Below are 25,639 nucleotides of genomic sequence, written 5' to 3' on the forward strand. Positions count from 1 at the left end.
AGTGTACCTTAAAACCTATTACCTCTTCAGGTAAAAATCACTAAGGATAATGACCGGTCGCTACATCAGATTTGTGTCGAGTATATAGTGAGTATGCTTACAGTCAAATTAAGCAAAATGGCGATGTGTAAAGTTATGGCATCCGACGTTGCCGGAACGGGGAAGGGGAGATATTTCGGAATAAACCACGGCCGGAATAAACATTAAATCCGCATAAATAATCATTATTTTAACATTTTTAACTTTTATGAAACAAATCACATTGATGATTTAAACGCCGTTTTACGAAAGGAAAAATATGACCTGCTAAAAAAATATCTTCATAAACAAAGGACTAAATGGAATGAGGACAACAGGAAATTGCAAAAATAAACTATTAATATCAAATCATTACGAATTTTGTCGTTCTTGGGTTCCTACCGCTGCCTGATAATAATCTTGATTACATTATGCACATTGCACCAAATAAACTTGGAAATTAATTCATCCCATTTATAGATGCCTGACAATTTTTTTACAGTTTTTCACCCGCTACCATCGCAAACTCGCAGGGAAAACCCGTCTGGTCGCCCTTAATCGAAGATAAGTGAAATGGTTTTTGTCAAAACTTTTACAGTAACTATGAGTAAAATACTTTATCCTTATTGAATCATTTATCTTATGATCATCACCTTTGGCCGCCCGTATCGCATGAAAACCCATTCAGCCTCCAAAATTAAATGGCGTAACGTCATACTGCTGTTAGTCCTGGTATTGCTTATCGTATTTCTGGTGTATTACTTTTTCTTTCGTCACGCCGCAGGGGATGGACGCGGCAAACCGGGTATGGACCTCGCCACGCCGGTGCATAGCGGCGTGGCGCGGCAAGCGGATGTGCCGGAGTACCTTTCCGCGCTTGGCACGGTGGTGGCCAATGCCACGGTCACCGTCACCAGCCGGGTGGACGGCCAATTGATGGCGGTCTATTTCACCGAAGGCCAACAGGTGGCCAAAGGGCAGCTGTTGGCCCAAATCGATCCGCGCAGCTACCAGGCCACCCTTGAGCAATACCAGGGCTCCCTGGCGCAAAACCAGGCCCTGCTGAAAAGCGCCCAGCTGACACTGGCGCGCTACAAAACCCTGTACGCGCAGGACTCCCTGGCCCGGCAGGATTTGGATACCCAGACCGCCACCGTGGGCCAATACCTCGGCGCCATCAAAGCCGACCAGGCGCAGATTGATGCCGCCAAGCTTGATCTCGAGTATGCCCGCATTACCGCGCCCCTGTCCGGCCGGGCGGGCCTGCGTTTGGTGGACCCCGGCAATATGGTGCACAGCAGCGATACCACGGGGATTGTGACCATTACCCAAACCCAGCCCATCGCGGCAACCTTCAGCGTGCCGCAGGTCTATTTGCAGACCTTGCTCCAGGCGCTCCGCCAGGGCAACGGCCTGCCCGCCACCGCCATAGATCAGGACGGCGTGACGGTATTAGCCCAGGGCAAGCTTAACTTTATCAGCAATCAGATCGACAGCGATACCGGCAGTATCAAGCTGAAGGCGATTTTTGATAATAAAGACGAGCGCCTCTACCCTAACCAGTTCGTAAATATCCGCTTACAAACCGGCACGCTGGCAAAGGCGACGGTGATTCCCGCCCAGGCGTTGCAGCTGAGCAGCGACGGCGATTTTGTCTATGTCATCCAACCCGACAATACCGTGGCGCGCCAGGCGGTGAAGACCGGGCCGACCTTCGGCGACGATATGCAGGCCATTCTTTCCGGAGTGGCGCCTGATGACCGCGTGGTGACCGAAGGTATTGATCGTTTGAAGACCGGCAGCAAAGTGTCGGTGGTGAACAGCGCACCGGTGGGCACCGCCGCGCCGGTCCCGGAAAAAGCACGGGATGCCGCCGGCTCCCCGGAGCATAAGGCGATCCAGAATAAAAGCGTGACCGCGCAATGAATCCATCCCGTCTGTTTATTGAGCGTCCGGTCGCCACTATCCTGTTGATGATCGGCGTGCTGATAGCCGGTATTTTCGCCTATCGGCTGCTGCCCACCTCTGCGTTGCCGCAGGTGGATTATCCCACCATCCAGGTCACCACGCTTTATCCCGGCGCCAGTCCGGATGTGATGGCGTCTGCGGTTACCGCTCCGCTGGAGCGGCAACTGGGCCAGATGGCCGGCCTTAGCCAGATGTATTCCGCCAGCTCCGGCGGCGCGTCCACCATCACCCTGAAATTTTCGCTGGATTTATCACTTGATGTGGCGGAACAGGAAGTACAGGCAGCCATCAACGCCGCCAATAGCCTGCTGCCGGACGATTTGCCCAATCCGCCCACCTATAAGAAGGTCAATCCGGCGGATACCGCGGTGATTACCCTGGCGGCCACATCCGATACCTTGCCGTTGATAAAGGTACAGGATCTGGTGAATACCCGCATCGCGCTGAAGCTGTCGCAGATTTCCGGGGTCGGCATGGTGACGCTGGCCGGCGGCCATCAGCCGGCGATTCGGGTGCGGATGGATCCCCGGGCCCTGGCGGCGCGCAACCTGACGCTGGAAGACGTCAATACCCTGATTGGCAACAGCAATGTCAACGGTTCCAAAGGGGGATTCGACGGCAAGCACCACTCCATTACCATTGATGCCAACGATCAGTTGCGCACCGCGGCGCAGTACGGCGATTTGATCCTTTCGTATCAGAACGGCGCCGCTCTGCGCCTGCGGGATATCGCGCAGATCGATGAGGCGGAAGAGAACATTTACCAGTCCGCCTGGGCAAACCGGCAGCCGGCCATTATCATCAGCGTCCAGCGGCAGCCCGGCGCCAACGTGATATCGGTGGTGGATGCCATCAAAGCGCAGCTTCCCACCCTGCAGGCGGCGTTGCCGGACGGGGTCAAGGTCACGGTTTTATCCGATCAGACCCAGACCATCCGCGCCTCCATCAGCGATGTACAGTTCGAATTGCTGCTGTCGATAGCCTTGGTGGTAATGGTAACGTTCCTGTTCCTGCGCAACCTGGCCGCCACCCTGATTCCCAGCATCGCCGTGCCGCTGTCCCTGGTGGGGACGTTCGGCGTCATGTATCTGGCGGGCTTTAGCCTGAATAACCTGTCGCTGATGGCCCTGACCGTCGCCACCGGCTTTGTCATAGACGATGCGATAGTGGTGGTGGAGAATATCTCGCGCCGGCTGGAAGACGGGGAGACGCCGATGCAGGCCGCCCTTAATGGCTCGGCGCAAATCGGCTTTACCATTATTTCACTGACGTTTTCCCTGATCGCCGTGCTGATCCCGCTGCTGTTCATGGGGGACGTGGTGGGGCGCCTGTTCCGGGAGTTCGCCATTACCCTTGCGGTATCGATCCTGGTATCCATGGTGGTGTCGCTGACCCTGACGCCAATGCTGTGCGGCTATCTGCTGCATCATATTCCGGAGGAGCGGCAGAGCAGGTTCAACCGCAAGGGCGGGCAAATTTTCGATAAGCTGATTGCCGGTTACGATCGCCTGCTGTCCATTGTGCTGGATCACCAGACCCTCACCCTGCTGGTGGCCCTGGCGACCCTGCTGTTTACCGCGCTGCTGTATGTTATCGTGCCGAAAGGATTTTTCCCTACCGAAGACACCGGGCTTATCCAAGGCATCACTATCGCCTCCCAGGATGTCTCATTTAAGGAAATGGCCACGCGCCAGCAGCGGCTGGCGGACGTTATCCTGAAAAATCCCTCGGTGGAAAGCATCTCGTCCACCATCGGCATCGACGGCAACAATACCAGCCTGAACAGCGGGCGGCTGCAGATCAATCTCAAACCGTTCTCCGATAGGGATCTGCGGGCAACGGAGATCATTCAACAGCTCTCCACCGCCGCTCAAAACGTCGCCGGCATCCGGCTTTATCTGCAATCGTCCCAGGATCTTACGGTGAACGATCAGGTCACCCCCAGCCAGTATCAGTTCACTCTTGATGATGCCGACAGCGAAAATCTGGTGACCTGGACGCCCAAAATGGTGGCGGCATTGCAAGGGCGGCCGGAGTTCAGCGACGTAGTGAGCAATCTGCAAGACCAGGGTCAGGTGGCGTATGTGGAGCTGAACCGCGATGAGGCGGCCCGTTACGGCATTACCGCCGCCGATGTGGATACCGCGCTGTACAACTCCTTTGGGCAACGGCTGGTGTCCACCATATTTACCCAAGCCAATCAATATCGCGTGGTGCTGGAAGTTGAACCGAAATTCCAGCAGTCGCCGGCGTCGCTGGACGATATCTATCTGGCCGCCGGTTCCACCAGCAGCACCGATTCTTCCAGCAGCACCAGCACGTCAAGTACCTCCGGCAGCTCCACATCTTCCAGCAGCGCGAGCAGCAGCACCACCAACGATTCCGGTTCCTCTTCCACCACCACCGGCATGGTGAAGCTCACCTCCATTGCCCATGTGCACCTGCGCACCGGTTCGCTGGTGTATGCCCGGCTTAATCAATTCCCGGCGGTCACGCTCTCGTTTAATCTGCGGGACGGTTATACGCTGGAGGATGCCCAAAAGGCCATCGCCAGCGTCAGCAAGCAGATGAAGCTGCCTGACACCATTACCCTGCGTTACCAGGGGGAGGCCTCGGCGTTCCAAAGCTCCACCGACAATACGCTATGGCTTATTCTGGCGGCGCTGCTGACTATGTATGTGGTGCTGGGCATCCTTTATGAAAGCTTTATCCACCCGGTAACCATTTTATCCACCCTGCCCTCGGCGGCGGTGGGCGCCCTGCTGACGTTGCTGTTCGCCAATACCGAGTTCAGCCTGATTGCGTTAATCGGCGTCATTTTGCTGATAGGCATTGTGAAAAAGAACGCCATCATGATGATAGACTTCGCCCTTGAAGCGGAGCACAAACAGCATCTCTCCCCCCGTGACGCCATTCACCAGGCCTGCCTGCTGCGCTTTCGTCCCATCATGATGACCACCATGGCGGCCCTGCTGGGGGCCCTGCCGCTGATGCTGGCCCATGGGTCGGGGGCGGAGCTCAGGCGGCCGCTGGGGCTGGTGATCGTCGGCGGCCTGATATTCAGCCAGGTGCTGACCCTGTTCTCCACGCCGGTTATCTATCTGGGATTTGACCGGTTGTCCCAGCGCAGCCGGCAGGTATGGCAGCGGTTCGGCCGGCAGGCGCGCTAATGAATATTTCCAGGGTATTTATCTTCCGGCCGGTGGCCACCCTGCTGCTGACCGCGGGCATCCTGCTGCTGGGCATTCTGGGCTACCGGCTGTTGCCGGTGGCGCCGCTGCCGCAGGTGGATTTTCCCACCATTATGGTCAGCGCCAGCCTGCCCGGCGCCAGTCCGGAGACGATGGCCGCCACGGTGGCCACCCCGCTGGAACGCGCGCTGGGACAGATCGCCGGCGTCAGCGAAATGACCTCCAACAGTTCCCAGAGCTCCACCAACGTCATTTTGCAGTTCGATCTTGACCGGGATATCAACGGCGCGGCGCGGGATGTGCAGGCGGCCATTAATGCCGCGCGCAGCCTGCTGCCCAGCAGCATGCCCTCGCTGCCCACCTACCGCAAAGCCAATCCGTCCGATGCGCCCATCGTGATGCTGGCGCTGACCTCAACCACCCGCAGCAGCGGCGAACTGTACGATTTGGCCTCGAGCCAGATCCAGCAGAAAATCGCCCAGGTGGACGGCGTCGGCCAGGTCTCGGTGGTGGGCAGCTCGCTGCCGGCGGTGCGTATCGATTTACGGCCGCAGATGATCACCCATTTCGGCCTCTCCCTGGACAGCATACGCAGCGCCATTGCCGACAGCACCACCAATCTGCCTAAGGGAATGCTGGAAGGGGATCACCAATCCTGGCTGGTGGACGGCAACGGCCAGCTGGATCAGGCCCGGGACTACCGCGCGCTGATTGTCAGCTACCGGGACGGCCACGCCGTGCGGCTGGGGGATGTGGCCAATGTCTACGACTCGGTGGAAGACAAATACAACGTCGGTTTTTACAACCAGACCCCGGCGGTGATGATAGGCGTTACCCGCCAGGCCGGCGCCAACATGTTGGAAACCATCGACGCCATCAAGGCCAGGGTGCCGGCCTTGGCCGCCACCCTGCCCGGCGACGTCAGCCTGAATATCGTCATCGATCGCTCGCCGACGATTCGCTCATCCCTGCGCGCCACCGAAGAAACGCTGCTGATCGCCATCGCACTGGTGATAGGCGTGGTATTCATCTTTCTGCGCAACCTGCAGGCGGTGATAATCCCCGCGCTGGCGCTGCCGGTGTCGCTGATCGGCACCTGCGCGGTGATGTACCTGCTGGGCTATAGCCTGGATAACCTGTCGCTGATGGCGCTGATTATCTCCACCGGTTTTGTGGTGGATGACGCCATCGTTGTGCTGGAGAATATCACCCGCTATATCGAGGAAGGATTCGGTCCGGTGCGGGCCTCCCTGAAGGGGGCGAAAGAGGTGAGTTTTACCGTGCTGGCCATGACGGTGTCGCTGGTGGCGGTGTTTATTCCCATCTTGCTGATGGGCAGTATCGTCGGGCGGCTGTTCCGGGAATTTGCCATTACCCTCACCGTCTCGCTGCTGATTTCCATGCTGCTGTCCCTGAGCCTGACGCCGATGCTGTGCTCGCGCCTGCTCAAGCGCAAGGCCCCGCCCACCCGCCGGCCGCCCCGCATTTATCTGCTGATCGAACGGGGCCTGGCGCGGATGCTGGCGGGCTATTCGCTGGGGCTGGCCTGGGTGATGCGCCATCAGGGATTCACGCTGCTGACACTGCTGCTCACCATCGTATTGAATATCTTCCTGTACACCGTGGTACAGAAAGGCTTTTTCCCCAACCAGGATACCGGTTTGCTGATGGGCATGCTGCGCGCCGACCAAAACGTGTCGTTCCAGCAAATGAAACCCAAGCTGGCGGAGTTCTCCAAGCTGGTGCAGCAGGATCCGGCGGTGGACGGCGTGCTGGCATCCATGGGCAGCGGCGGCTTCGGATCGCGTAATACCGCCAATTTTTTCGTGCATTTGAAAGACTTCAGCCAGCGGGACGCCGATGCCACGCAGGTGGCGAACAGGCTGAGCGCCAAAACCCGCAACCAGGCGGGCGTACAGCTGTTTTTGATGCCGGCGCAGGATTTACGCGTAGGCGGGCGCAGCGCCAACGCCTTGTATCAGTACAGCCTGCAGGCGGACGACCTGTCCTTGCTGCGAATCTGGACGCCCAAGGTAGAGGCGGCGCTGGAAAAAATCCCGCAGCTCACCGGCGTGGACAGCGATGCCCAAACCGGCGGCCAGGAAGTGATGCTCAACATCGATCGCGATAAAGCCACCCGGCTGGGGGTGGACGTCAAGATGCTGGATACCATGTTGAACAATGCCTTCAGCCAGCGGCAAATCGCCACCCGCTATAAGACGTTGAACCAATACCATGTGGTGATGACCCTGGACAGCGATTTTACCGCCGACCCGTCGGTCCTCAACGATCTGCTGGTGGTGAACAACGACGGCAAACAGATTCCCCTGTCCGCTTTCGCCAGCTTCAGCGGCGCCAATACGCCTTTATCGGTGGCGCACCAGGGGCAATCCGCCACCAGTACGGTGGCGTTCAACCTGGCGGACGGCGTGTCGCTGGAGCAGGCGCAGGCCCTTATCAAAACCGCCATGGCGCAAATCGGCCTGCCGGATACCATCCAGTCCGGTTTCCAGGGCACCGCCAAGGCCTTTACGTCGCTGGCCGCCTCGATGCCCTGGCTGATTCTCGCGGCCCTGGCGGCGGTGTATATCGTGCTGGGCATGCTTTATGAGAGCTATATCCATCCCCTGACCATTCTTTCCACCCTGCCCTCAGCCGGCTTGGGGGCGCTGCTGTTATTGCTCATCACCGGCACGCAGCTGACGGTTATCGCCCTGATCGGTATTTTACTGCTCATCGGCATCGTGAAGAAAAACGCCATTATGATGATAGATTTCGCGCTGGCGGCGGAACGTAAGCAAGGGCTTACTCCGCAGCAGGCTATTACCCAAGCCTGCCTGATGCGTTTTCGACCCATCATGATGACCACTCTGGCGGCTTTTTTCGGCGCCTTGCCGCTGGCGCTGGGCGGCGGCGGCGATGCCGCTCTGCGCAGCCCGCTGGGGATGGCCATTGCCGGCGGCCTGGCGTTAAGCCAGCTGCTGACCCTGTTCACCACGCCGGTAGTGTATCTCTATATGGATCGCCTGAGCCGAGGCAGCCGACGAGTCTGGCGGCGCTATGCTAAGCGCGACGCGGTTTAACCTGATAATGACGATGGAATTATGCTAAAAAAACGCGGACTGCCCGCCATGAAGCTGCTCCCTTTGACCGCCGTGCTTTTAATGGCCGGTTGCCTCAACGGTTGTATGGTAGGGCCGGATTACCGACGCCCAACGGTCCAGACGCCGGCACAGTTCAAACAGGCCAAGGGCTGGACGCAGGCGGTGCCGCAGGATCAGGCGGACAAGGGAGAGTGGTGGGGAGTCTATCGGGATCCGGTCCTGTCCGGGTTGCTGGGCCAGGTGAAGATCTCCAATCAGAACGTGGCGCAGTATGAAGCGCTGTACCGGCAGGCGCGGGCATTGAGCGCCGCCTCGCGGGCCAATCTTTATCCCACGGTAACCGGCACCGCGTCCAGCACCCGCAGCGGTACCGCCGGCAGCGCCGCCGCCACCCATAACGCCGAGGTCAGCGCCAGCTGGGAGCTGGATATCTGGGGTAAACTGCGCCGCACGCTGGAAGAGAATCAGGCCAGCGCGCAGGCCAGCGCCGCCGAACTGGCCAACATCACCCTGAGCGCCCAGTCGGAATTGGCGCAGGATTATTTCCAGCTGCGGGTTATGGATCAGCAAATCGCCCTCTATCAGCAAAGCGTCGAGGCTTATCAGCGCTACCTTCAGATCATAGACAATAAATACCGGGCCGGCAGCGAGTCGCGCGCCACCCTGGCCCAGGCGCAAACCCAGCTGGAGAGCGCCCGCGCCTCGGCGCTGGATCTGCAATGGCAGCGCGCGCAGTTGGAACATGCCATCGCGGTATTGATGGGCAAAGCGCCGGCGCAGTTCAGCCTGCCGGCCGCACCCCTGACCGCCGCCATGCCGCGCATACCGGTGGCATTGCCGGCGCAGTTGCTGGAGCGGCGACCCGATATCGCTTACGCCGAGCGTAACGTCGCGGCGGCCAACGCCGCCATCGGCGTGGCGCAGGCGGCCTATTATCCCGACCTGACCCTGAGCGCCAGCGGCGGTTTCCAAAGTTCAGTGCTGCATAACCTGATTTCCATGCCGAACCGGGTCTGGTCGCTGGGGCCGGAACTGAGCGGCACCCTGCTGGATTTCGGCGCCACCAAGGCCGGCGTGGAGCAGGCGCAGGCGGCGTATGACGCCAGCGTCGCCAGCTATCGTCAATCGGTGCTGGATGCTTTCCAGGAAGTGGAGGATTATCTAGTGGAATTATCGACCTTGGCAGAGGAAACCGCCGCCCAACAGCGCGCCGCGGAATCGGCCCAGGAATCCGCCCGGGTGACCTACAATCAATACCAGGCCGGCATGATAGATTATCTCGATGTCGCCACGACGCAGAACACCAGCCTCTCCCAGCAGCAAAATCTGCTGTCCCTGCGCAGCACCCAGTGGGTGGCCAGCGTTCAGCTGATTGTGGCGTTAGGGGGTGGTTGGCATGGAGAAGGAGTGCAGCCCTAAGTGCCTGGTCGGTGTGAACCTTTGGGGTCCCCCCGGCCAGGATGGCGGAGTGAGAGCGCCGCCATCCGCGCCTGATTTCCTTTCATCGCCTGTGTCAGGCTTCTTCCGCTACCGGGGCTTTATTCTTTCCGGCGCTGGTGAGCTCCGGCCAGACGGCCATCAGAGTGGAAACGATATTATCCAGCTCTTCCTGGGTCGCCCCGTCACGGGCCTGCACCGCCATGCCCTGCATAATACACATCAGGTACTTGGCCAGCGTGGCAATATCGGCCGCGGGAGAGATATCTCCCTTGGCCTGCCGGGCCCGCAGGAAATCCGCCAGCATATTTTCCTGGAAATGATGGCGTGCGCGCAGCATTTGCGCCACATCGTCCGATTGTGAAGAAAGCGCCGCGGAAGTACAGATAAGAAAACAGCCCGACGGCAGGTTTTTATCGGTATAGAGCGCCGCGGTATCGCGCATGAAATCTTCCGTTGCCTCCGACACCGTGCAGTTCGGATTGGTCAGCAGCGCCCTGCCCCGTTCGGCGAATTTAGTCATATAACGTTCAGCCGCCGCACGGAACAACCCTTCTTTATTGCCGAATTCACCGTACAGTGTCGGTGCCTTCGCGCCTGTTGCCTCAACCAAGTCGGCCAGCGAAGTCGCTTCATAGCCATGGCGCCAAAACAATTCAAGCGCCTTGTCCAGCGCATCGTCACGATCGAACTGTTTTGGACGTCCGCGTCCCTTTTTGGCGGACACAACATGCTCAGTACTCATCAGGTCCTCTCTTAGCAAAAAATGCCATCACCATATAATTAATGATCGTTAAAAAAATTACAACCACTTTTTGTCAAAATGACAAAAATGGGGTAATTCATTAGCATCGTAACTATATTGTTGCTCCTTGCAGACGTTGGTTTTCATATCTCAAGCACAGAACGAACAAGCGAAACAGAATGGCGTTTCGTTCCCCAAATCAACATTATAACAATTATATTAACGATCGTTAAAATTTTAGTTGATCTCAGTCACAATTACCACTATTATTTAATTATCGAGCGTTAATAAAAAGTTAATTTAACGTAACTCACCTCTTCAAACTCCAAGGTCAGGCCGCCTGTTTCGACAGGTATGGCGCCTGAGCCTCAACCGGGACGCCAAAGGAACGCGCAACCTTAACCGGGCAGCGAGGCAACCTTGCTGGGTACAAGAAAAAAATATGATAAAACAACGCGGTAAGTTTTATCTTAACGATCATTATATTATTTACTTGATCCTGCCGTGTCCCTGTACTACCATTTACTTATCGAATGTTAATAAATTTGCGGCGTGATGAAAATAGTCATCTTTGCCGTAAGGAGTAAGCACCATGCGTAAGGTAAAAGCAGTAAGCCTGGCTATTGTCTTGGGGGCGTTATCTTTCGGCAGCAGCGCAATGCAGATAACCACCCAGGGGACAGGTCCGGCGCAAGACACCGCCGTAAGCGCGAGCGCTGTCCTGGCCTCCTCGGCCAACGGCGCTTTGAATGAAAAAGCCGTACCTGACGGTACCCGTTCTTATCCGATGACTTCTGTTGCCGGCCAGCGGAATATGCACAGTACGTCGGTTGTGTATGAATAATGAGCCCTCGACAACGGCGGCGCATTTTTCATGCGTTACGGTCTATTTAAAAAGCGTTTGTTAATAGTTTGGCAAACGCTTTTTTTATGCCGTTCCGGCCTGTGTTTTTCAGAAATATTCCGCTAAAATAGACTAATCCGAAAAAACAAATAAATATTTAAATTAAGCCTTTTCTTATTTCTAAATAGCGAGTATGTTTATTCTATCCTCAAGAACTTCCTTTCCCGTCATTAATCGTAATTTGATACATTTGTAGTAACTATTTTTACGGTTAGTCTCATTGACCTATTATTCATTAAGGTTAATCATTACAGCGTATGTAATGATAAATTAACTGGAGCTTGCCAATGCGTCGTATTTTAACTTACCTCGGGATTATTATGCTCAGCGTTGCTTTAAGCGGCTGCATTTGGGGTGGACCGTGGGGCCGGGGCCATGGCGGCCATGACGGCGGCGGATACCATCGCCATTATTAATCCGATTTTTTAAAAGCTGCCTTGAGAGCTGCGCCCCAACCGCCTGTGTGTTTCCCCGGAGTTTGGCGGCGCAGTTTTTTATGCCAGTGTATAAATTCCGATACCCGCCGATAATATTCATTTATCCATATGTGGCAGCAGGCTTAAATTGTTTTCCTTGCCGTCGCTGCCCGGTTTGAACTCTTTCCTCCAGCCTCATAGGACCGGTTCTTTTCAAAACCTTACCGGTCTAGGATTCTCCGTCCTCTGCTATATCGGGACCCACGTTCTTGTCCCGTGAGGGTGTTTTCGCCCGCAGCGCATCGGCGCGGCTCTCCAAGCCGAAATAGAGCACAATCGCCAGCAATAACGGCGCGATAAAATAGATGGCGCGATAGGCCAGCAGGGCGGCGATAATGGTGCCGTGACTAAGATGCTCGCCGCCGAGCATGGCGACAAATACCGCTTCCAGCACCCCGATGCCCGCCGGAATATGCACAATCACCCCGGCAATGCTGCTTACCAGCAATACGCCGAGCACCAGCGGGAAATCCGCTTTATTATTCAGCAGGACATAGATAATGGCCGCCATCACCATCCAGTTGGTACAAGACACTAGCAATTGCATGCCGGCCATGCGCAGCGACGGCAGCACCAGCTTCTGGCCCCTGACGGTCCAGCGGCGGTGTTTGGCAAAGGCGCAGCACCACAGATAAGCGGCGATAAACAGCAATAAGCCGATGCCGATGAGTCGCAGCGCTATATCGCTGATATCCCATTTTCCCGGCAGCTTTATCACGCCGAAGGCGCAGACCACGCCGGCCAACAGAATATACCCCAGCCAGTTGGTGGCGAGGCTCAGGCTGAATATGCGGGTGATGGCGCTGTTGGACAGCCCGAGACGGGAATAGAGCCGGTAGCGCATGCCGATGCCGCCGACCCAGGTGCTCAGGGTCAGCGTAAAGGCATAACAGATAAAAGAAACCAGCATGACCTGCGACACCGCCAGTTTGTGGCCGCAGTAAGCGCGGCCGATGAGATCGTAAATGCCGTACAGCAGATAGCTGACCACCACCAGCCCCGTCACAATCAGTACCGATCGCCGGCTGTAATGGGTAATGGCCTGCGCGACATCGCCCCAGTCCACCTTGCGCGCATACACCACCAGCAACACCGCCACGGCGATAAAAAACAGCGCCGTCAGCATTTTTTTTATTACGGGCCAGCGCCCGTGCTTTTGTTTCGGCTGCCTCCCATGGCGGCGGGAAGAGTCGTCATGCTTCATGGCTTGGCGCCCTCGTTTTCAGGTTCGGCGCGGTCCTGGGTTTCAATTTCCGGCTGCACCGGCGGCGGCACCAGGGATAATTTCGGCGTATGGGCCGGCAGCCAGCCGATCCAGGCCGGAAAATGCCGTAAAAAATGGAACACCAAAACGCTTTTCGCCAGATGCCAGTAGGTCTGTTTCGGCACCTGGCTCTCATCGATAAGCTGGCAGTCCTCGGCGATTAACCGATCGAGTTTATTACGCAGCGTATGGTTGAACTGACTGTCGTGAATCATCACGTTAGCTTCAAGGTTCAGCGACAGGCTCAGGGGATCGAGATTACTGGATCCTACGGTGGCCCAATAGTCGTCCTTGACGGCGACTTTGCCGTGCAGCGGACGGCGGAGATATTCATATATCATTACCCCCTCCGGCACCAGATAGTTATAAAGCATCCGCGCCCCCACCTTTACGATGGGCATGTCCGGCTCCCCCTGCACGATCAATTTCACCCGTACGCCCCGCCGCGCCGCGTTACGCATCTCCTTGAGCAGCCGGTAGCCGGGGAAAAAATAGGCATTGGCGATGATCACATCCTGCTTGGCGGTGCGCAGCATATCGAGATAATGCCGCTCGATATCGGTATCGTGTTCGTCGTTATCACGATAGACGAACAGCGCCTGGGCATCGCCGGGCTGACGGTTATAGGCCGGCAGTTTCGAGCGTCGGCCCCACCAGTTGCGCTGCCGGGCCTCGCTGTACAGCGTTTCCAGGGTATAACGGTGAATATCCGCCACCACCGGCCCCTCCAGCTCTACCGCATAATCCTGTTTCGCCTGCGGGCCGTAATCGCTGTAATGCTCGGCGGAGAAGTTAATACCGCCGATAAAGGCAATGCGTCCGTCCACGACGACCGTTTTACGGTGCAGGCGGCGGAACATATTGGTGCGCATCCCCATAAAGGCCGGGCGGGGATCAAAAAAGCGGAAACGAACCCCGGCGGTGGTCAAGGCGGCGATATATCCCTCGGAAAGATTGGCCGAACCGTAACCGTCCACCATGACTTCCACCTTAACGCCGCGCCGCGCCGCGGCAATGAGATTCTCTTGCAGTGCTAAGCCGACCTTATCCTCGAACAGGATAAAGGTCTCCAGCAGCACTTCCGTTTCCGCCCGGCCTATCCGGTCATAAAGCCGAGGGAAGAATTCCTCGCCGTTTTCCAGCAGGGAGATTTTATTGCCGTCACGCCATTCCATATTCATAACGAAATCTCCACCGCCAACGGGGCATGATCGGACAGATGCGACCAGGGCTGATTGGCCAGGGAGGTGGGCCGGCTGATGCGGGCATTGCGGACATAGATGCGATCCAGGCGCAATACCGGAAAACGGGCGGGAAATGTCTTGGCCGGGCGGCCGTAGGCTTTGGTGAACACCTCTTCCAGACCGGCCTCCCGGCCGAGCAGGGCATTGGCCTGTTGGCGCCAGTCGTTGAAATCGCCTGCCAGCACCAGCGGCGCGCCCTCGGGCAGGGTGGCGATATGTTTGCTTATGAGAAGCATCTGCGCACGACGATGCCGCTCCCTTAATCCTAAATGCACGCACATCATGTGCAGCGGCATATCCCGGCCCGGCACCTGGAGGATACAATGCAGCATACCGCGCTTCTCGGTGCCCTCAACCGAGAGATCCAGGTTATGGTAGCTGGCGATGGGAAAGCGGGAAAGCAGGGCGTTGCCGTGATCGCCGTCGGGATAGACCGCGTTGCGGCCATAGGCAAAATCGGCCCACAGGGTATCGGCCAGAAATTCGTATTGCGGCACCACCGGCCAATTTTCAAACCGCCGCGAATGTTTTTCATGGGTTCCCAATACCTCCTGTAAAAAAACGATATCGGGATCGACGGTACGTACCGCTTCGCGCAGCTCCGGCAGGATGAAACGCCGGTTAAACGCGGCAAAGCCTTTGTGGGTATTGATGGTTAATACCTTGAAGGAGAATCCCTGCTCCGCTGATGTCGTCATGCTCACTGTTTCTTTTTTCTCTACGTGAAGGTTCGTTCGAAGCATGGTGCAAAACCCCTGGGTTATCCTTTGGCAAAAGCCCGCCGCTTCCGATGACGGCAGGCGAAAAATACAAGGTTGGTTTGAACCGCGAATATTACGGTGCGGAGTTCGACGGCTTATGCCGTGAAATCGGGCCGCAAAATTGATGGAAACCGTCATGGTGCGGTTTCCTCATTTTATTGAAATTTATGATCATGCTTATTATCGTAGCCATCCAGGGGCAACTCCGCCAATGGCGATCCCCCGGCGAGTGAGTGGCCGTGCCAGTGGCCGCCCGTGACGGTTCCGGTTTATCTGATTAATAATCCTGACTTTTACCCCCATGGCGGCCCTCATTCCGGCCACGGCGGCGCTGACGCGCAACAAATAAAAAAGTTATAAAAATTGATTCAAGATTACGTTTTGTTACCTTTGGATACGTTATGACATCCACGTTAACCCATCGGCGTTACGACGGCCTTCCGCGGCGGGCGGCCGGCGGGTTCTTCGCCCTTGCGGCTAGAGGTAATTTTCATTAGCCTGCTGTATCGCAGCCATCGGATGGAGAGAGGGAATGTCCGAACAAAGCGCCCCGGCGCTGAAAGAGATTTTCAACCATCAGCGGCTGGAGTTTATCGCCGCGCAAACCGAGTCCGTTTACGGGGATTTTCCCAAGGCGCGTTTTTTGTCCGCCGCCGCCGCCGGACTGGACGAACTGTCGCTGATGGCGCGGCTGCGCCGGGTCAGTGCTTGTCTTCACGACGGCCTGCCGGCGGAATTCCCCGCGGCGCTGGAGATTTTGCGCCGTCTCGCTCCCCGTCTGGACAGGGGCTTCGTCACGTTGATTTTACCGGAATACGTGGCCATGTACGGGCTGGAGGACTATGAGCTGTCTATGGAGGCGCTGCGTTTTTTTACCTCCTTCGGCTCGTCGGAATTCGCGGTGCGGCATTTCCTGCGCCAGGATATGTCCCACGGGCTGGCGCTGCTGGAAATCTGGTCCCGGGATGAAAACGAGCACGTCCGGCGGCTGGCCAGCGAAGGCAGCCGCCCGCGGTTACCCTGGTCCTTTCGTCTGGAAGCGCTGCGGGCCGATCCCTCGCCGGTACGCGGGATACTGAACAACCTGCGCGCCGATCCCAGCCTATACGTGCGAAAGTCCGTGGCAAATCACCTTAATGATATCACCAAGGATCATCCGGAATGGGTCATGGATCTCCTGGCGGGCTGGCCGCTGGAGGATCCCGCCAGTGCCTGGATTGCCCGCCATGCCTTACGCACCCTGATCAAGCAGGGAGATCGCCGCGCATTGGGTCTGGTAGGGGCCGGCAGCGCGGCACAGGTCAGCGTTGAAGCCTTCACGGTCACTCCGGCGGCGCTGGCGCTGGGGGAACCGGTAGTCCTGGCTTTCAGCCTGCGTTCTACCTCGGCCCTTCCGCAGCGGCTGGTTATCGACTATACCGTTCATTATGTCAAAAAATCCGGCGCCACCTCAGCCAAGGTGTTCAAGCTCAAGACCTTGACCCTGGCCCCTAATGAAACGGTAGCCATAACCCGCAGCCAGACAATCCGGAATTTCACCACCCGGACGCATTACGCCGGTAAACATGTGGTGGAAATTTTTATCAACGGCGAGTGCCTGGCGCGCGGGGCATTTGCGATCCGCTGATGGTTGCCGCCGCCGCCATCACATTGGCCGGTGGCTGCCGCAGCTGAATCTGGCGGGCCATGTAGCGCATGTAGGGATCCATATGGCTGAAGATGGCTTTATAGCCGGCGCACAGATGGTTATGCCAATGGTTATCCACTTGATGAATCCGGTGTTTCGGGCAGCCGCCGCGGCAAGCGAACCGGTATTCACAACGTTGGCAATCCGGGGGAAGTGAGGCTTTTTGCATGCCGAAACGTTTTTGCTGTTTGCCGTAGACCACCTCTTCGAGCCGGTCCCGCTTGATATTGCCCAGGCGATGCTCGGGATAGACGTAATGGTCACAGCTGTAGAGATCGCCGTTCTGTTCCACCACCAGCCCATGGCCGCAGGTGGGCTGCATGATGCACAGGCTTGGCTTTTCACCGGTCCAGGCCGCCAGGGCGTTATCAAACAGCTGGACATACACCCGGCCCACATCGTGCCTGACCCAATAATCAAAAACAGCGTTGATAAACCGGCCGTACTGCTCGCCGCTCACCGACCATGGAGTCAGCCCGTGGTCTCCCAAGGCCTGGGGATAAATCAACTCCCCGCTGGGACGCGACGCGGACCTTTGCTCCACCACCGGAATAAACTGGACAAACCGCGCGCCCAGTTCCCGGGTCAAAAACAGGTAGATTTCCAGCGGAGCCTCGGCGGTAGCGCTGTTCACCACCGTCAGGATATTAAAATCAACCCGGTATTTCTGCAGCAGCGAAATGGCATTGATAACCCGGTCAAACACTGATTTCCCCGCCGCGGTCTTACGATACCTATCATGCAGGGGCGCCGGACCGTCCACCGAGATGCCCAACAGGAACCCATTCTCCGCCAGAAAGCGCGCCCATTGCTCATTTATCAATACGCCGTTGGTCTGGATACTGTTATGTATGACTTTGCCGTCGGCAAAGTGCCGCTGCAAGGCCAGTACCCGCTGGTAAAAGTCCAGACCCGCCAGGGTCGGCTCGCCGCCCTGCCAGGAAAACTCCACCTCCCCGCCGGGGCTGCACTGGATATACTGGCGGATGTAGGACGTCAGCACCTCATCGTCCATGTGTCGCCGTGGCCGTTGGGTTTTCAAGGCGCCCTGCTCTTTCTCAAGGTAAAAACAGTAATCACAGGTTAAATTGCATTGATAGCTGGCGGGCTTGGCCATCAAATGAAAAGGACGCTGCATAAGCTCTCCGGGTAAGTCTTGCCGGCGCGGGGTGATGTAATAGCTAACATCCAAATTGTCGACAGCAAGGTATGGGCAAAATGTATGACATTGTTTGTTGCCAAACCCTAATAATAAATATGCCTAAACCATCATTTTGCGATCTATGCAGGCGTTGAATTCCTGATGCCGTCCGACGCATGACTTCCCCGCGCCATGGGGCATTGCCAAGGCGTCCGCCGATCACACCGACACCCGGAGCAAATCCTTTAATCGGGTGGTATAGGCCGGCGACAGCATTTCCCGTTTCATTTGCCACTGCCGCCGGATGCCCTGGCCGGCGAAATAGATTCTGTTTTCGCCGCCGCGATTCAGTTTATCCAGCGTCTTCATTAATGACCCGCTGTTTACCCTCGGCTTGTATTCATCAAATAAGCCGAGCTGCGCCACCCCCTGATCAAAAAAATCCCCCAGCACGACGCCCGCTTTCAAATAGCGCTGATCCTCCAGCCAGATACTCTCCAGGCATTGAACCGCCTGGGCGATGATATCCCGGGTATCATTGGTGGGAATGGTAATCAGGCCGGTGGCTTGATTACCGTAAAAGAGCTCCCCCTGCGCATGGGGGCTGGTGCGGATAAATACCGATACCTGCCGGCAATATTGTTTCTCGTCGCGCAATTTTTCCGCCGCCCGGCCGGCATAATCACATACCGCCTCGCGCATGTCCTGATAGCGGCTAATACGGGAACTGAAGCTGCGGCTGCTGATAATCTGCTGCTTAACCGCCGGCACCTCCTCCACCGCCAGGCAAGATTCGCCGCACAGTTCCCTGACGGTGCGCTCCAATACCACGCTGAAATTTTTCCTGATAAACGCCGGCGGGGAATCCGCCAGCTGCAGCGCGGTGCAAATGCCCATGGCCCGCAGTTTTTTACCCATGCGCCGCCCGACGCCCCACACATCTTCCACCGGCATCAGCGCCATTAACCTGCGTTGGCGCAGGGGTGAGGAGAGGTCCACCACCCCACCGGTCTTACGCCACTTCTTGGCCGCATGATTCGCCAGTTTGGCCAGGGTCTTGCTAGGGGCGATGCCCACCCCGGAGGTGAGCTTGGTACACTGCAGCAGGGTTTGCCGCACCTCGCGTCCGAACTGTTCCAAAGAGGCGCACGCGCTGACGCCGGTGAGGTCGAGGAAAGCTTCATCGATACTGTAGATTTCCACCGCCGGCGCCATCTCCTCAAGGAGGGTCATCACACGCTGGGACATGTCGGCATATAGGGCATAGTTACTGGAAAAGACCGCCACGCCGTGGCGGGCAAGATGCTCGCGGATTTTGAAATAGGGCTCGGCCATATTGATGCCCAACCGTTTGGCCGCCGCCGAACGGGCAATCACACAGCCGTCGTTATTACTGAGCACCACGACGGGCCGGTCCCGCAGCTCCGGCCGGAATACCGTCTCGCAGGATGCGTAAAAGGAATTGATGTCTACCAGGGCATACATGGATGCGCTCGCCTGAATACTGTAATTAAATACAGTATAGCGGCATGCGCTTCGCCTTGTGAAGCCACCCTCCCCCGGTAAACAGCCAACCCGTTGTTAACAGGAAATATTCAGTTATCGCTTTCGGGTTAAGGCTGTGCCGCCTTTATAAATCATCTCATTTATCGCACCGTTATATAATAAATTACCTAACGGATCATATTTTTTGCTTTTTAAAAAACGGGGTTTTTATAACAAAATTGTCCGAGAACAATATTCGCTGATTATTTTTCATTCATCATCATAAAAGTAATTCATCAAAGAACCATAAGCACACTATGTATATCCGTGCCGCCGGCAGACAGGATGATAAAAATATATCGGGGGATGGCAGATGAAGGAAAACTTTCTTTTAACCGCCCTGGCCGAGTCGGGCATCAGCCGGCGCAGCCTGGTGAAAGGCGGCATGGCGGCGGGAGGACTGCTTATCGCCAGCAGCGCGCTGCAGTTACCCTTCACATTCGCCCGTAGCGCCATGGCCCCGATCCCGGCGGCCGGGGCAGACGATAAGACGGTCTGGAGCATGTGCTCGGTGAACTGCGGCAGCCGCTGCGCGCTGCGTCTGCATACCCGCGATAACGAAGTCTACTGGGTTGAGACGGATAACACCGGTCAGGATATTTATGGCGATCATCAGGTGCGCGCCTGCCTGCGCGGCCGATCCATACGCCGCCGGATGAACCATCCCGACCGGCTTAAATATCCGATGAAACGGGTGGGTAAGCGTGGTGAAGGCAAATTTGTTCGCATCAGCTGGGACGAGGCGCTGGATACCATTGCCGATAATCTCAAACGCATCGTCAAAGACTACGGCAACGAAGCGGTGTATATCCATTATTCATCGGGCATCACCGGCGGCAACTTTACCCGCTCCTCCCCGTCTGGCTCGCTGGTGACCCGGCTGATGAACTGCTACGGCGGTTCCCTGCAGCAATACGGCACTTACAGCACGGCGCAGATCAGCGCCGCCATGCCTTACACCTACGGTAGCAACGACGGCAACAGCACCTCGGACATCGTCAATACCAAGCTGGTGGTGATGTTCGGCAATAACCCGGCGGAAACCCGCATGAGCGGCGCCGGCATCACTTACCATCTGGAGCAGGCCCGTGAACGCTCCAACGCCCGCATGATTGTTATCGACCCGCGTTATACCGATACCGCCGCCGGGCGGGAGGACCAATGGATTCCCATCCGCCCCGGCACCGACGCGGCGCTGGTCTCGGCCCTCGCCTGGGTGTTGATTACCGAGAATTTGGTGGATCAGGCGTTTCTCGATACCTATTGCGTCGGTTACGACGAAAAAACCCTGCCCGCCGGCGCACCGGCCAACGGCCACTATAAAGCCTATATCTTAGGCCAAGGGGACGATAAGACCGCCAAAACGCCGTTCTGGGCGGAAAAAATCACCGGCATCCCGCGGGATCAGATAATCAAGCTGGCTCGTGAAATCGGCGGCGCCAAACCGGCCTATATTTGCCAGGGATGGGGACCCCAGCGGCAGGCCAACGGCGAACAGACGGCGCGCGCCATCGCCATGCTGCCGATCCTCACCGGCAATGTGGGTATCAACGGCGGCAACAGCGGCGCCCGTGAATCCACCTACACCATTACCATCGAACGTATGCCGGTGCTGAAAAACCCGGTTAAAACCCAGATCCCGGTATTCATGTGGACCGACGCCATCTATCGCGGCAAGGAAATGACCGCCCTGAAGGACGGCGTCAAAGGCAAGGCCAAGCTGGATGTGCCCATTAAGTTTATCTGGAACTATGCCGGCAATACCCTGGTGAACCAGCACTCCGATATCAACCGTACCCACAAGATTCTGCAAAACGAGCAGGACTGCGAGATGATTGTGGTTATCGAAAACTTTATGACCTCTTCGGCGAAGTATGCCGATATCCTGCTGCCGGACATGATGACCACCGAACAGGAAGATATCGTGCCCAATGACTATGCCGGCAATATGGGGTATTTGATCTTCGGCCAGCCCTCCACCACGCCGAAATTCGAACGGCGCTCCATCTATGAGATAACCAAAGGAATCGCGCAGCGGCTGGGGCCGGACATCGAACAGAAGTTTACCGAAGGGCGCAGCCAGTCCGAATGGCTGCAGTTTCTCTACGGCAAGATGCTGGCGAAAGATCCCCTGCTGCCCTCTTACGATCAGTTGAAGGCCCAGGGGATTTATAAACGCCGTGACCCGGACGGACATTTTGTCGCCTACAGGGATTTCCGCCAGGACCCCCAGGCCCATCCGCTAAAGACCCCTACCGGCAAAATCGAAATTTATTCCACCGCCCTGGCCGCCATCGCCGCCACATGGGAACTGAAAGCGGACGAAGTCATCAGCCCGCTGCCCGTGTATGCCAGCACCTTCGAAGGCTGGAACGATCCGCTGCGCTCACGTTTCCCGCTGCAGCTGGCCGGATTCCACTATAAGGCGCGCACTCACTCTACTTACGGCAACATCGACGTATTGCAGGCGGCCTGTCCACAGGAAGTCTGGATCAACCCGCTGGACGCGCAAACCCGAAATATCAATAACGGCGATCGGGTGCGAGTATTTAACGACCGGGGTGAAATCCGGATCTTCGCCAAGGTCACGCCGCGCATCCTGCCGGGCGTCACCGCCATCGGACAGGGGGCTTGGCACCAGGCCGATATGGCGGGGGACAAGATTGATCACGGCGGCTGCATCAATACCCTCACTACCCAGCGCCCGTCGCCGCTGGCCAAGGGTAACCCGCAGCATACCAACCTGATTGAGATAGAGAAGGTTTAGGAGTAGCCGATGAGTACGCAATACGGTTTTTATATTGATTCAAGCCGGTGTACCGGGTGCAAAACCTGTGAGCTCGCCTGCAAGGATTACAAAAATCTGGGCCCCGATGTCAGCTTTCGCCGCGTCTATGAATATGCCGGCGGCAGTTGGCAGCAAGACGGCTACGGTTATCATCAGGATGTTTTTGCCTATTATCTTTCCATTGCCTGCAACCACTGCGAAGATCCCGCCTGCGTCAAGGTGTGTCCCAGCGGCGCCATGCATAAAGGCGACGACGGCTTCGTGGTGGTGAACGAAGATATCTGTATCGGCTGCCGCTACTGCCATATGGCCTGTCCTTACGGCGCGCCGCAGTTCAACGCCGAGAAAGGCCATATGACTAAATGCGACGGCTGCCATGAACGGGTGGCGGTGGGGCAAAAACCCGTTTGCGTGGAATCCTGCCCGTTGCGGGCGCTTGATTTGGCGCCCATCGGCGACTTGCGCGACAAATACGGCGATCTGGCCGCGGTGGCGCCGCTGCCCGACCCGATGTTTACCCAGCCCAATCTGGTTATCAAGCCCAACGCCGGCAGCCGGCCGCTGGGTGATAACACCGGTTATCTTGCCAATCCTAAGGAGGTTTAATATGGGTAACGGATGGTCGGAGTGGCCGCTGATGTTTTTCACCGTGGCGGCCCAGTGTGTGATTGGCGGTTACCTGATCATGGCCATGGTGCTGTTGGCGGGTAACCTGACGGCGGCGGGCGCCCGCAAAGTGCATCTGTCGATGTTCTTTTTATGGCTATTGATGGGGCTGGGATTCCTCGCCTCCATGATGCATCTGGGTTCGCCGCTGCGGGCCTTGAATTCATTAAACCGCATCGGCGCCTCGCCGCTGTCCAACGAGATCGCCGCCGGCTCGCTGTTTTTCGCTCTAGGAGGCATCTACTGGCTGATAGCTGTGCTTAATCGCATGCCCCGGATGGCGGGTAGCATATGGCTGGTGATCACCGCCCTGTCCGGCCTGCTGTTTTTATATGCCATGGGCCGGGTCTATATGATAGATACCGTGCCCACCTGGGATACTGTTTATACCCCTCTTGGTTTCGTGCTGACGGTATTTATCGGCGGACCGCTGCTGGGCTGCCTGCTATTGCAGGGCGCGGGCATCAGCGGTCCGGGCTGGCGCTACCTGCCCTGGGTAAGCGTTATCGCGGTGATGATAAGCGTGGCGGCGGTAATGATGCAGGCCGCCGGTCTGGCCGCTATCCACAGTTCGGTACAGCAGGCCTCGGCAATGGTCCCCGATTACGGCCTGCTGATGGCGGGAAGGGTGTTGCTGCTGGTACTGGGACTGGCCTGCTGGCTTTGGCCGGTGGCCCGCGGCAAAACGCCGCCTGTAGCCGGGCTGGCGCTGGGACTGGTGCTGATTATCGGCGGCGAGCTCATCGGCCGGGCGGTATTCTACGGCTTGCATATGACGGTGGGCATGGCGATTGCCAGCTGATGCATGATCTCCATGCTTCAGGCTGGCCGTTGGTCTTATTGCGCTAACTGTGGAACCTGCCGGCTTAGGCGACCGGTTTTCTAACCCATCAGATTTGCCATGAAAAATTTATTGTTTCACTTTTTTCTGGGATTCGGCGCGGCTTGCAACAGAACTGTAACTTAGGGTTAAGGACCCTGTTATTGTATCCGCAATGAGAACGTCACCGACATTAGCATATACATTGCCTTTAACATTTTCGGCTAGGTTTAAAATTTCATTCAGATTTTAATTTTTAATGAATTTTCTAATACATCTGTACCGGATGAATGAGCGCATTGATTCGCAGTGGCTGGACTGGTGCCTGGCTGTGAATTTCCTGAAATTTGCATATTGTTTTACTCCATCTCTTCTATTGCAATGAGCTCTAAAAATACCTAAATTGATATTCTTAAAGCCTTTTTCTCTCGCTTTCCTTTTTATTTCTGATCTTTTATTACCAGCAAAACAACGTTTTTGGAATTATGAAACCACCTCGATAATATTATCTATATAATCCACACTGCCGGTACCTTTAGTGACCAACTGTAATTTAGCATCCGGGTTAGCCGAATTATCCACCGTTAGTGTCGAAATCTTCCCGTAAAGAAAGATTTCAAAAATATTTTTTTCTATATTAACAGAGTTGGAAACATCAATCTGGTATTTATCGGGCTGTGGACCAAAAAAGATCTGAGTGTTATCCACAATTGATTTGGCCCTGCAATTTGTATAACTATTACCAAAGGTGATTGAACCAGCAAACCTTTTCTTAGGGATTTCATGACTTGTTGTGGGATTATTTTTCTCACAAGGCTTTTCAGGTATAACCCAATGGAGATGGTTCAAGCTTGATTTTTCATCAATAACCGTATTTTTGCTATTCGTTGTAATCTTTGCTTTATGAACAGTATTTTTAAAAACTGTTTTACCTGTTTTTTGCTCAATGCATGTGTTTTTGTCGGTTTTAATTCTTTCGACTGTGATTTCACCGGAGTCCGTTATCAATTTTTCCGGCATATAGCAGGTAGAACCTTTAATGAAAATATTTCCGCTTGTTGTTTCAATTTCTTCAGCATCAGAATTATCCAATGTGACTGACCCGGATTGTTGATTGGTCTTAATTTTTTTTACTTTTGCGTCACTTTCAAGTTTAACGGAGCCACCGTCGGTTTTAATTTCATTTTTAACAGAACTGTATTCCACTAAGACATCGGCACCCCTACATAAGGTAGCAATCGTGCCCACCGTTGATTTTCCAAAGAGTCGGACCTTCCCGCCGATAGTTCGGACATCATCAATAACTTCACTTCCGGTGACTATGACGATACCGCTTCCGCATGTGGTTTTAATGCTTTTTGCTTTCGAACCGCTGATTAGCTCAACAAATCCTTGAGTAGTAGTAATACTATTTTCAACTTCACTATCGTACACCTTGATAGAACCGGTCTCTTTCTTAGTTTCTATGGCGGCAACTTTTGCATTTTCGGACAGCTCAACAGCGCCTTGTTCAGTACTTATCGCTTTTAAATTCGCTCCCTTTATCTCGACGTTTCCAGTGGTTGATTTAACATTGGCATTCATTTCACCGTTTTCTATTGATATACGACCTTGCTGACTATCGATTGTTATTGTATTGTCTCCCTCATTAGTAAAACAGCTTATCAAATTAATATCATTTCCATTCGAAAAAATATCAGAAGACAATCTTTCCGCTATCTTTTGAATACCACCACGCATATTATTACTTGTTGGACAATTACTGCCGGTAGCTATGATTGAGGATAATGAGGGGCTTGAAATATTCATAATATTATTCTCTTAAAACTTGATGTGATCATATGCCTTTAACAAAAAAAGCACTATAAACTGAGCGTTGA

Annotated in this window: 16 protein-coding genes; 9 read left to right on the forward strand and 7 right to left on the reverse strand. The window is 55.7% G+C overall.

Going from position 1 to position 25,639, the window contains the following annotated elements; all coding sequences use genetic code 11:
* The first annotated feature begins 660 nt into the window (after positions 1-660).
* The 4 genes from ACL2XO_RS24615 to ACL2XO_RS24630 are packed head-to-tail and all read left to right on the forward strand — an operon-like array spanning position 661 to position 9,700.
* Positions 661-1,944, forward strand: coding sequence for an MdtA/MuxA family multidrug efflux RND transporter periplasmic adaptor subunit (locus tag ACL2XO_RS24615; protein ID WP_413725740.1), 1,284 nt, complete (start codon positions 661-663; stop codon positions 1,942-1,944).
* Positions 1,941-5,156 carry an efflux RND transporter permease subunit gene (locus ACL2XO_RS24620; protein WP_413741753.1) on the forward strand — a complete coding sequence of 1,072 codons (3,216 nt, stop codon included), beginning with the start codon at positions 1,941-1,943 and terminating at the stop codon, positions 5,154-5,156. The genes ACL2XO_RS24615 and ACL2XO_RS24620 overlap by 4 nt, the downstream gene beginning before the upstream one ends.
* Positions 5,156-8,260 carry an efflux RND transporter permease subunit gene (locus tag ACL2XO_RS24625; protein WP_413741754.1) on the forward strand — a complete coding sequence of 1,035 codons (3,105 nt, stop codon included), beginning with the start codon at positions 5,156-5,158 and terminating at the stop codon, positions 8,258-8,260. The genes ACL2XO_RS24620 and ACL2XO_RS24625 overlap by 1 nt, the downstream gene beginning before the upstream one ends.
* A 48-nt stretch (positions 8,261-8,308) precedes the next feature.
* Positions 8,309-9,700 (forward strand): efflux transporter outer membrane subunit, encoded by a 1,392-nt coding sequence (locus ACL2XO_RS24630; RefSeq protein ID WP_413743106.1) that lies wholly within the window; start codon positions 8,309-8,311, stop codon positions 9,698-9,700.
* Positions 9,701-9,794: 94 nt separating this feature from the next.
* On the opposite strand, the gene ACL2XO_RS24635 is transcribed toward ACL2XO_RS24630, so the two are convergent.
* On the reverse strand, positions 9,795-10,463 hold the full coding sequence (locus ACL2XO_RS24635; RefSeq protein ID WP_132925276.1) for a TetR/AcrR family transcriptional regulator: 669 nt from the start codon (positions 10,461-10,463) through the stop codon (positions 9,795-9,797).
* A 592-nt stretch (positions 10,464-11,055) separates the two neighbouring features.
* Here ACL2XO_RS24635 and ACL2XO_RS24640 point away from each other — a divergent pair.
* Entirely contained in the window at positions 11,056-11,307 is a 252-nt protein-coding gene (locus ACL2XO_RS24640) for a hypothetical protein (protein WP_132925274.1), read from the forward strand.
* Positions 11,308-12,012: 705 nt separating this feature from the next.
* On the opposite strand, the gene ACL2XO_RS24645 is transcribed toward ACL2XO_RS24640, so the two are convergent.
* From ACL2XO_RS24645 to ACL2XO_RS24655, 3 genes are read right to left on the reverse strand one after another with little or no spacing between them, the layout of a single operon-like run.
* Positions 12,013-13,047, reverse strand: a complete 1,035-nt coding sequence (locus ACL2XO_RS24645; protein WP_413741755.1) for a lysylphosphatidylglycerol synthase domain-containing protein — start codon at positions 13,045-13,047, stop codon at positions 12,013-12,015.
* Positions 13,044-14,288, reverse strand: a complete 1,245-nt coding sequence (gene clsB / locus ACL2XO_RS24650) for a cardiolipin synthase ClsB (RefSeq protein ID WP_203520905.1) — start codon at positions 14,286-14,288, stop codon at positions 13,044-13,046. Before clsB ends, ACL2XO_RS24645 begins: the two co-directional genes overlap by 4 nt.
* A complete protein-coding gene (locus ACL2XO_RS24655) occupies positions 14,285-15,049 on the reverse strand; it encodes an endonuclease/exonuclease/phosphatase family protein (protein ID WP_413725744.1) in 765 nt (254 codons plus the stop codon). Before ACL2XO_RS24655 ends, clsB begins: the two co-directional genes overlap by 4 nt.
* Before the next feature lie 595 nt (positions 15,050-15,644).
* On the opposite strand from ACL2XO_RS24655, the gene ACL2XO_RS24660 reads away from it, so the two are divergent.
* Positions 15,645-16,739: a DNA alkylation repair protein gene (locus ACL2XO_RS24660; protein ID WP_413725745.1), complete on the forward strand. Its 1,095-nt coding sequence runs from the start codon at positions 15,645-15,647 to the stop codon at positions 16,737-16,739.
* Here ACL2XO_RS24660 and ACL2XO_RS24665 read toward each other — a convergent pair.
* Both ACL2XO_RS24665 and umuC read right to left on the reverse strand, forming a co-directional pair.
* Positions 16,696-17,937 (reverse strand): anaerobic sulfatase maturase, encoded by a 1,242-nt coding sequence (locus ACL2XO_RS24665; protein WP_413741756.1) that lies wholly within the window; start codon positions 17,935-17,937, stop codon positions 16,696-16,698. The two genes, ACL2XO_RS24660 and ACL2XO_RS24665, sit on opposite strands and share 44 nt — an antisense overlap.
* Before the next feature lie 222 nt (positions 17,938-18,159).
* Complete coding sequence (umuC, locus tag ACL2XO_RS24670) at positions 18,160-19,425, reverse strand: translesion error-prone DNA polymerase V subunit UmuC (RefSeq protein ID WP_413741757.1); 1,266 nt, start codon at positions 19,423-19,425, stop codon at positions 18,160-18,162.
* Between the two features lie 373 nt (positions 19,426-19,798).
* Between umuC and ACL2XO_RS24675 the strand changes: the two genes are divergently transcribed.
* The 3 genes from ACL2XO_RS24675 to ACL2XO_RS24685 are packed head-to-tail and all read left to right on the forward strand — an operon-like array spanning position 19,799 to position 23,741.
* Positions 19,799-22,252: a DmsA/YnfE/YnfF family dimethyl sulfoxide reductase gene (locus ACL2XO_RS24675; RefSeq protein ID WP_413741758.1), complete on the forward strand. Its 2,454-nt coding sequence runs from the start codon at positions 19,799-19,801 to the stop codon at positions 22,250-22,252.
* Between the two features lie 9 nt (positions 22,253-22,261).
* The gene (locus tag ACL2XO_RS24680; RefSeq protein ID WP_413741759.1) at positions 22,262-22,879 is read left to right on the forward strand and encodes a DMSO/selenate family reductase complex B subunit; all 618 of its coding nucleotides are present in this window, start codon (positions 22,262-22,264) and stop codon (positions 22,877-22,879) included.
* Between the two features lies 1 nt (position 22,880).
* Positions 22,881-23,741 carry a DmsC/YnfH family molybdoenzyme membrane anchor subunit gene (locus ACL2XO_RS24685; protein WP_413741760.1) on the forward strand — a complete coding sequence of 287 codons (861 nt, stop codon included), beginning with the start codon at positions 22,881-22,883 and terminating at the stop codon, positions 23,739-23,741.
* A 501-nt stretch (positions 23,742-24,242) separates the two neighbouring features.
* Here the strand turns inward: ACL2XO_RS24685 and ACL2XO_RS24690 are convergent.
* Positions 24,243-25,568, reverse strand: a complete 1,326-nt coding sequence (locus tag ACL2XO_RS24690; RefSeq protein ID WP_413741761.1) for a hypothetical protein — start codon at positions 25,566-25,568, stop codon at positions 24,243-24,245.
* Positions 25,569-25,639: the final 71 nt, after the last annotated feature.

The sequence above is a fragment of the Sodalis sp. RH15 genome, from assembly GCF_047324255.1.
In the GTDB taxonomy this organism is placed as follows: Bacteria; Pseudomonadota; Gammaproteobacteria; order Enterobacterales; family Enterobacteriaceae; genus Acerihabitans; species Acerihabitans ligni.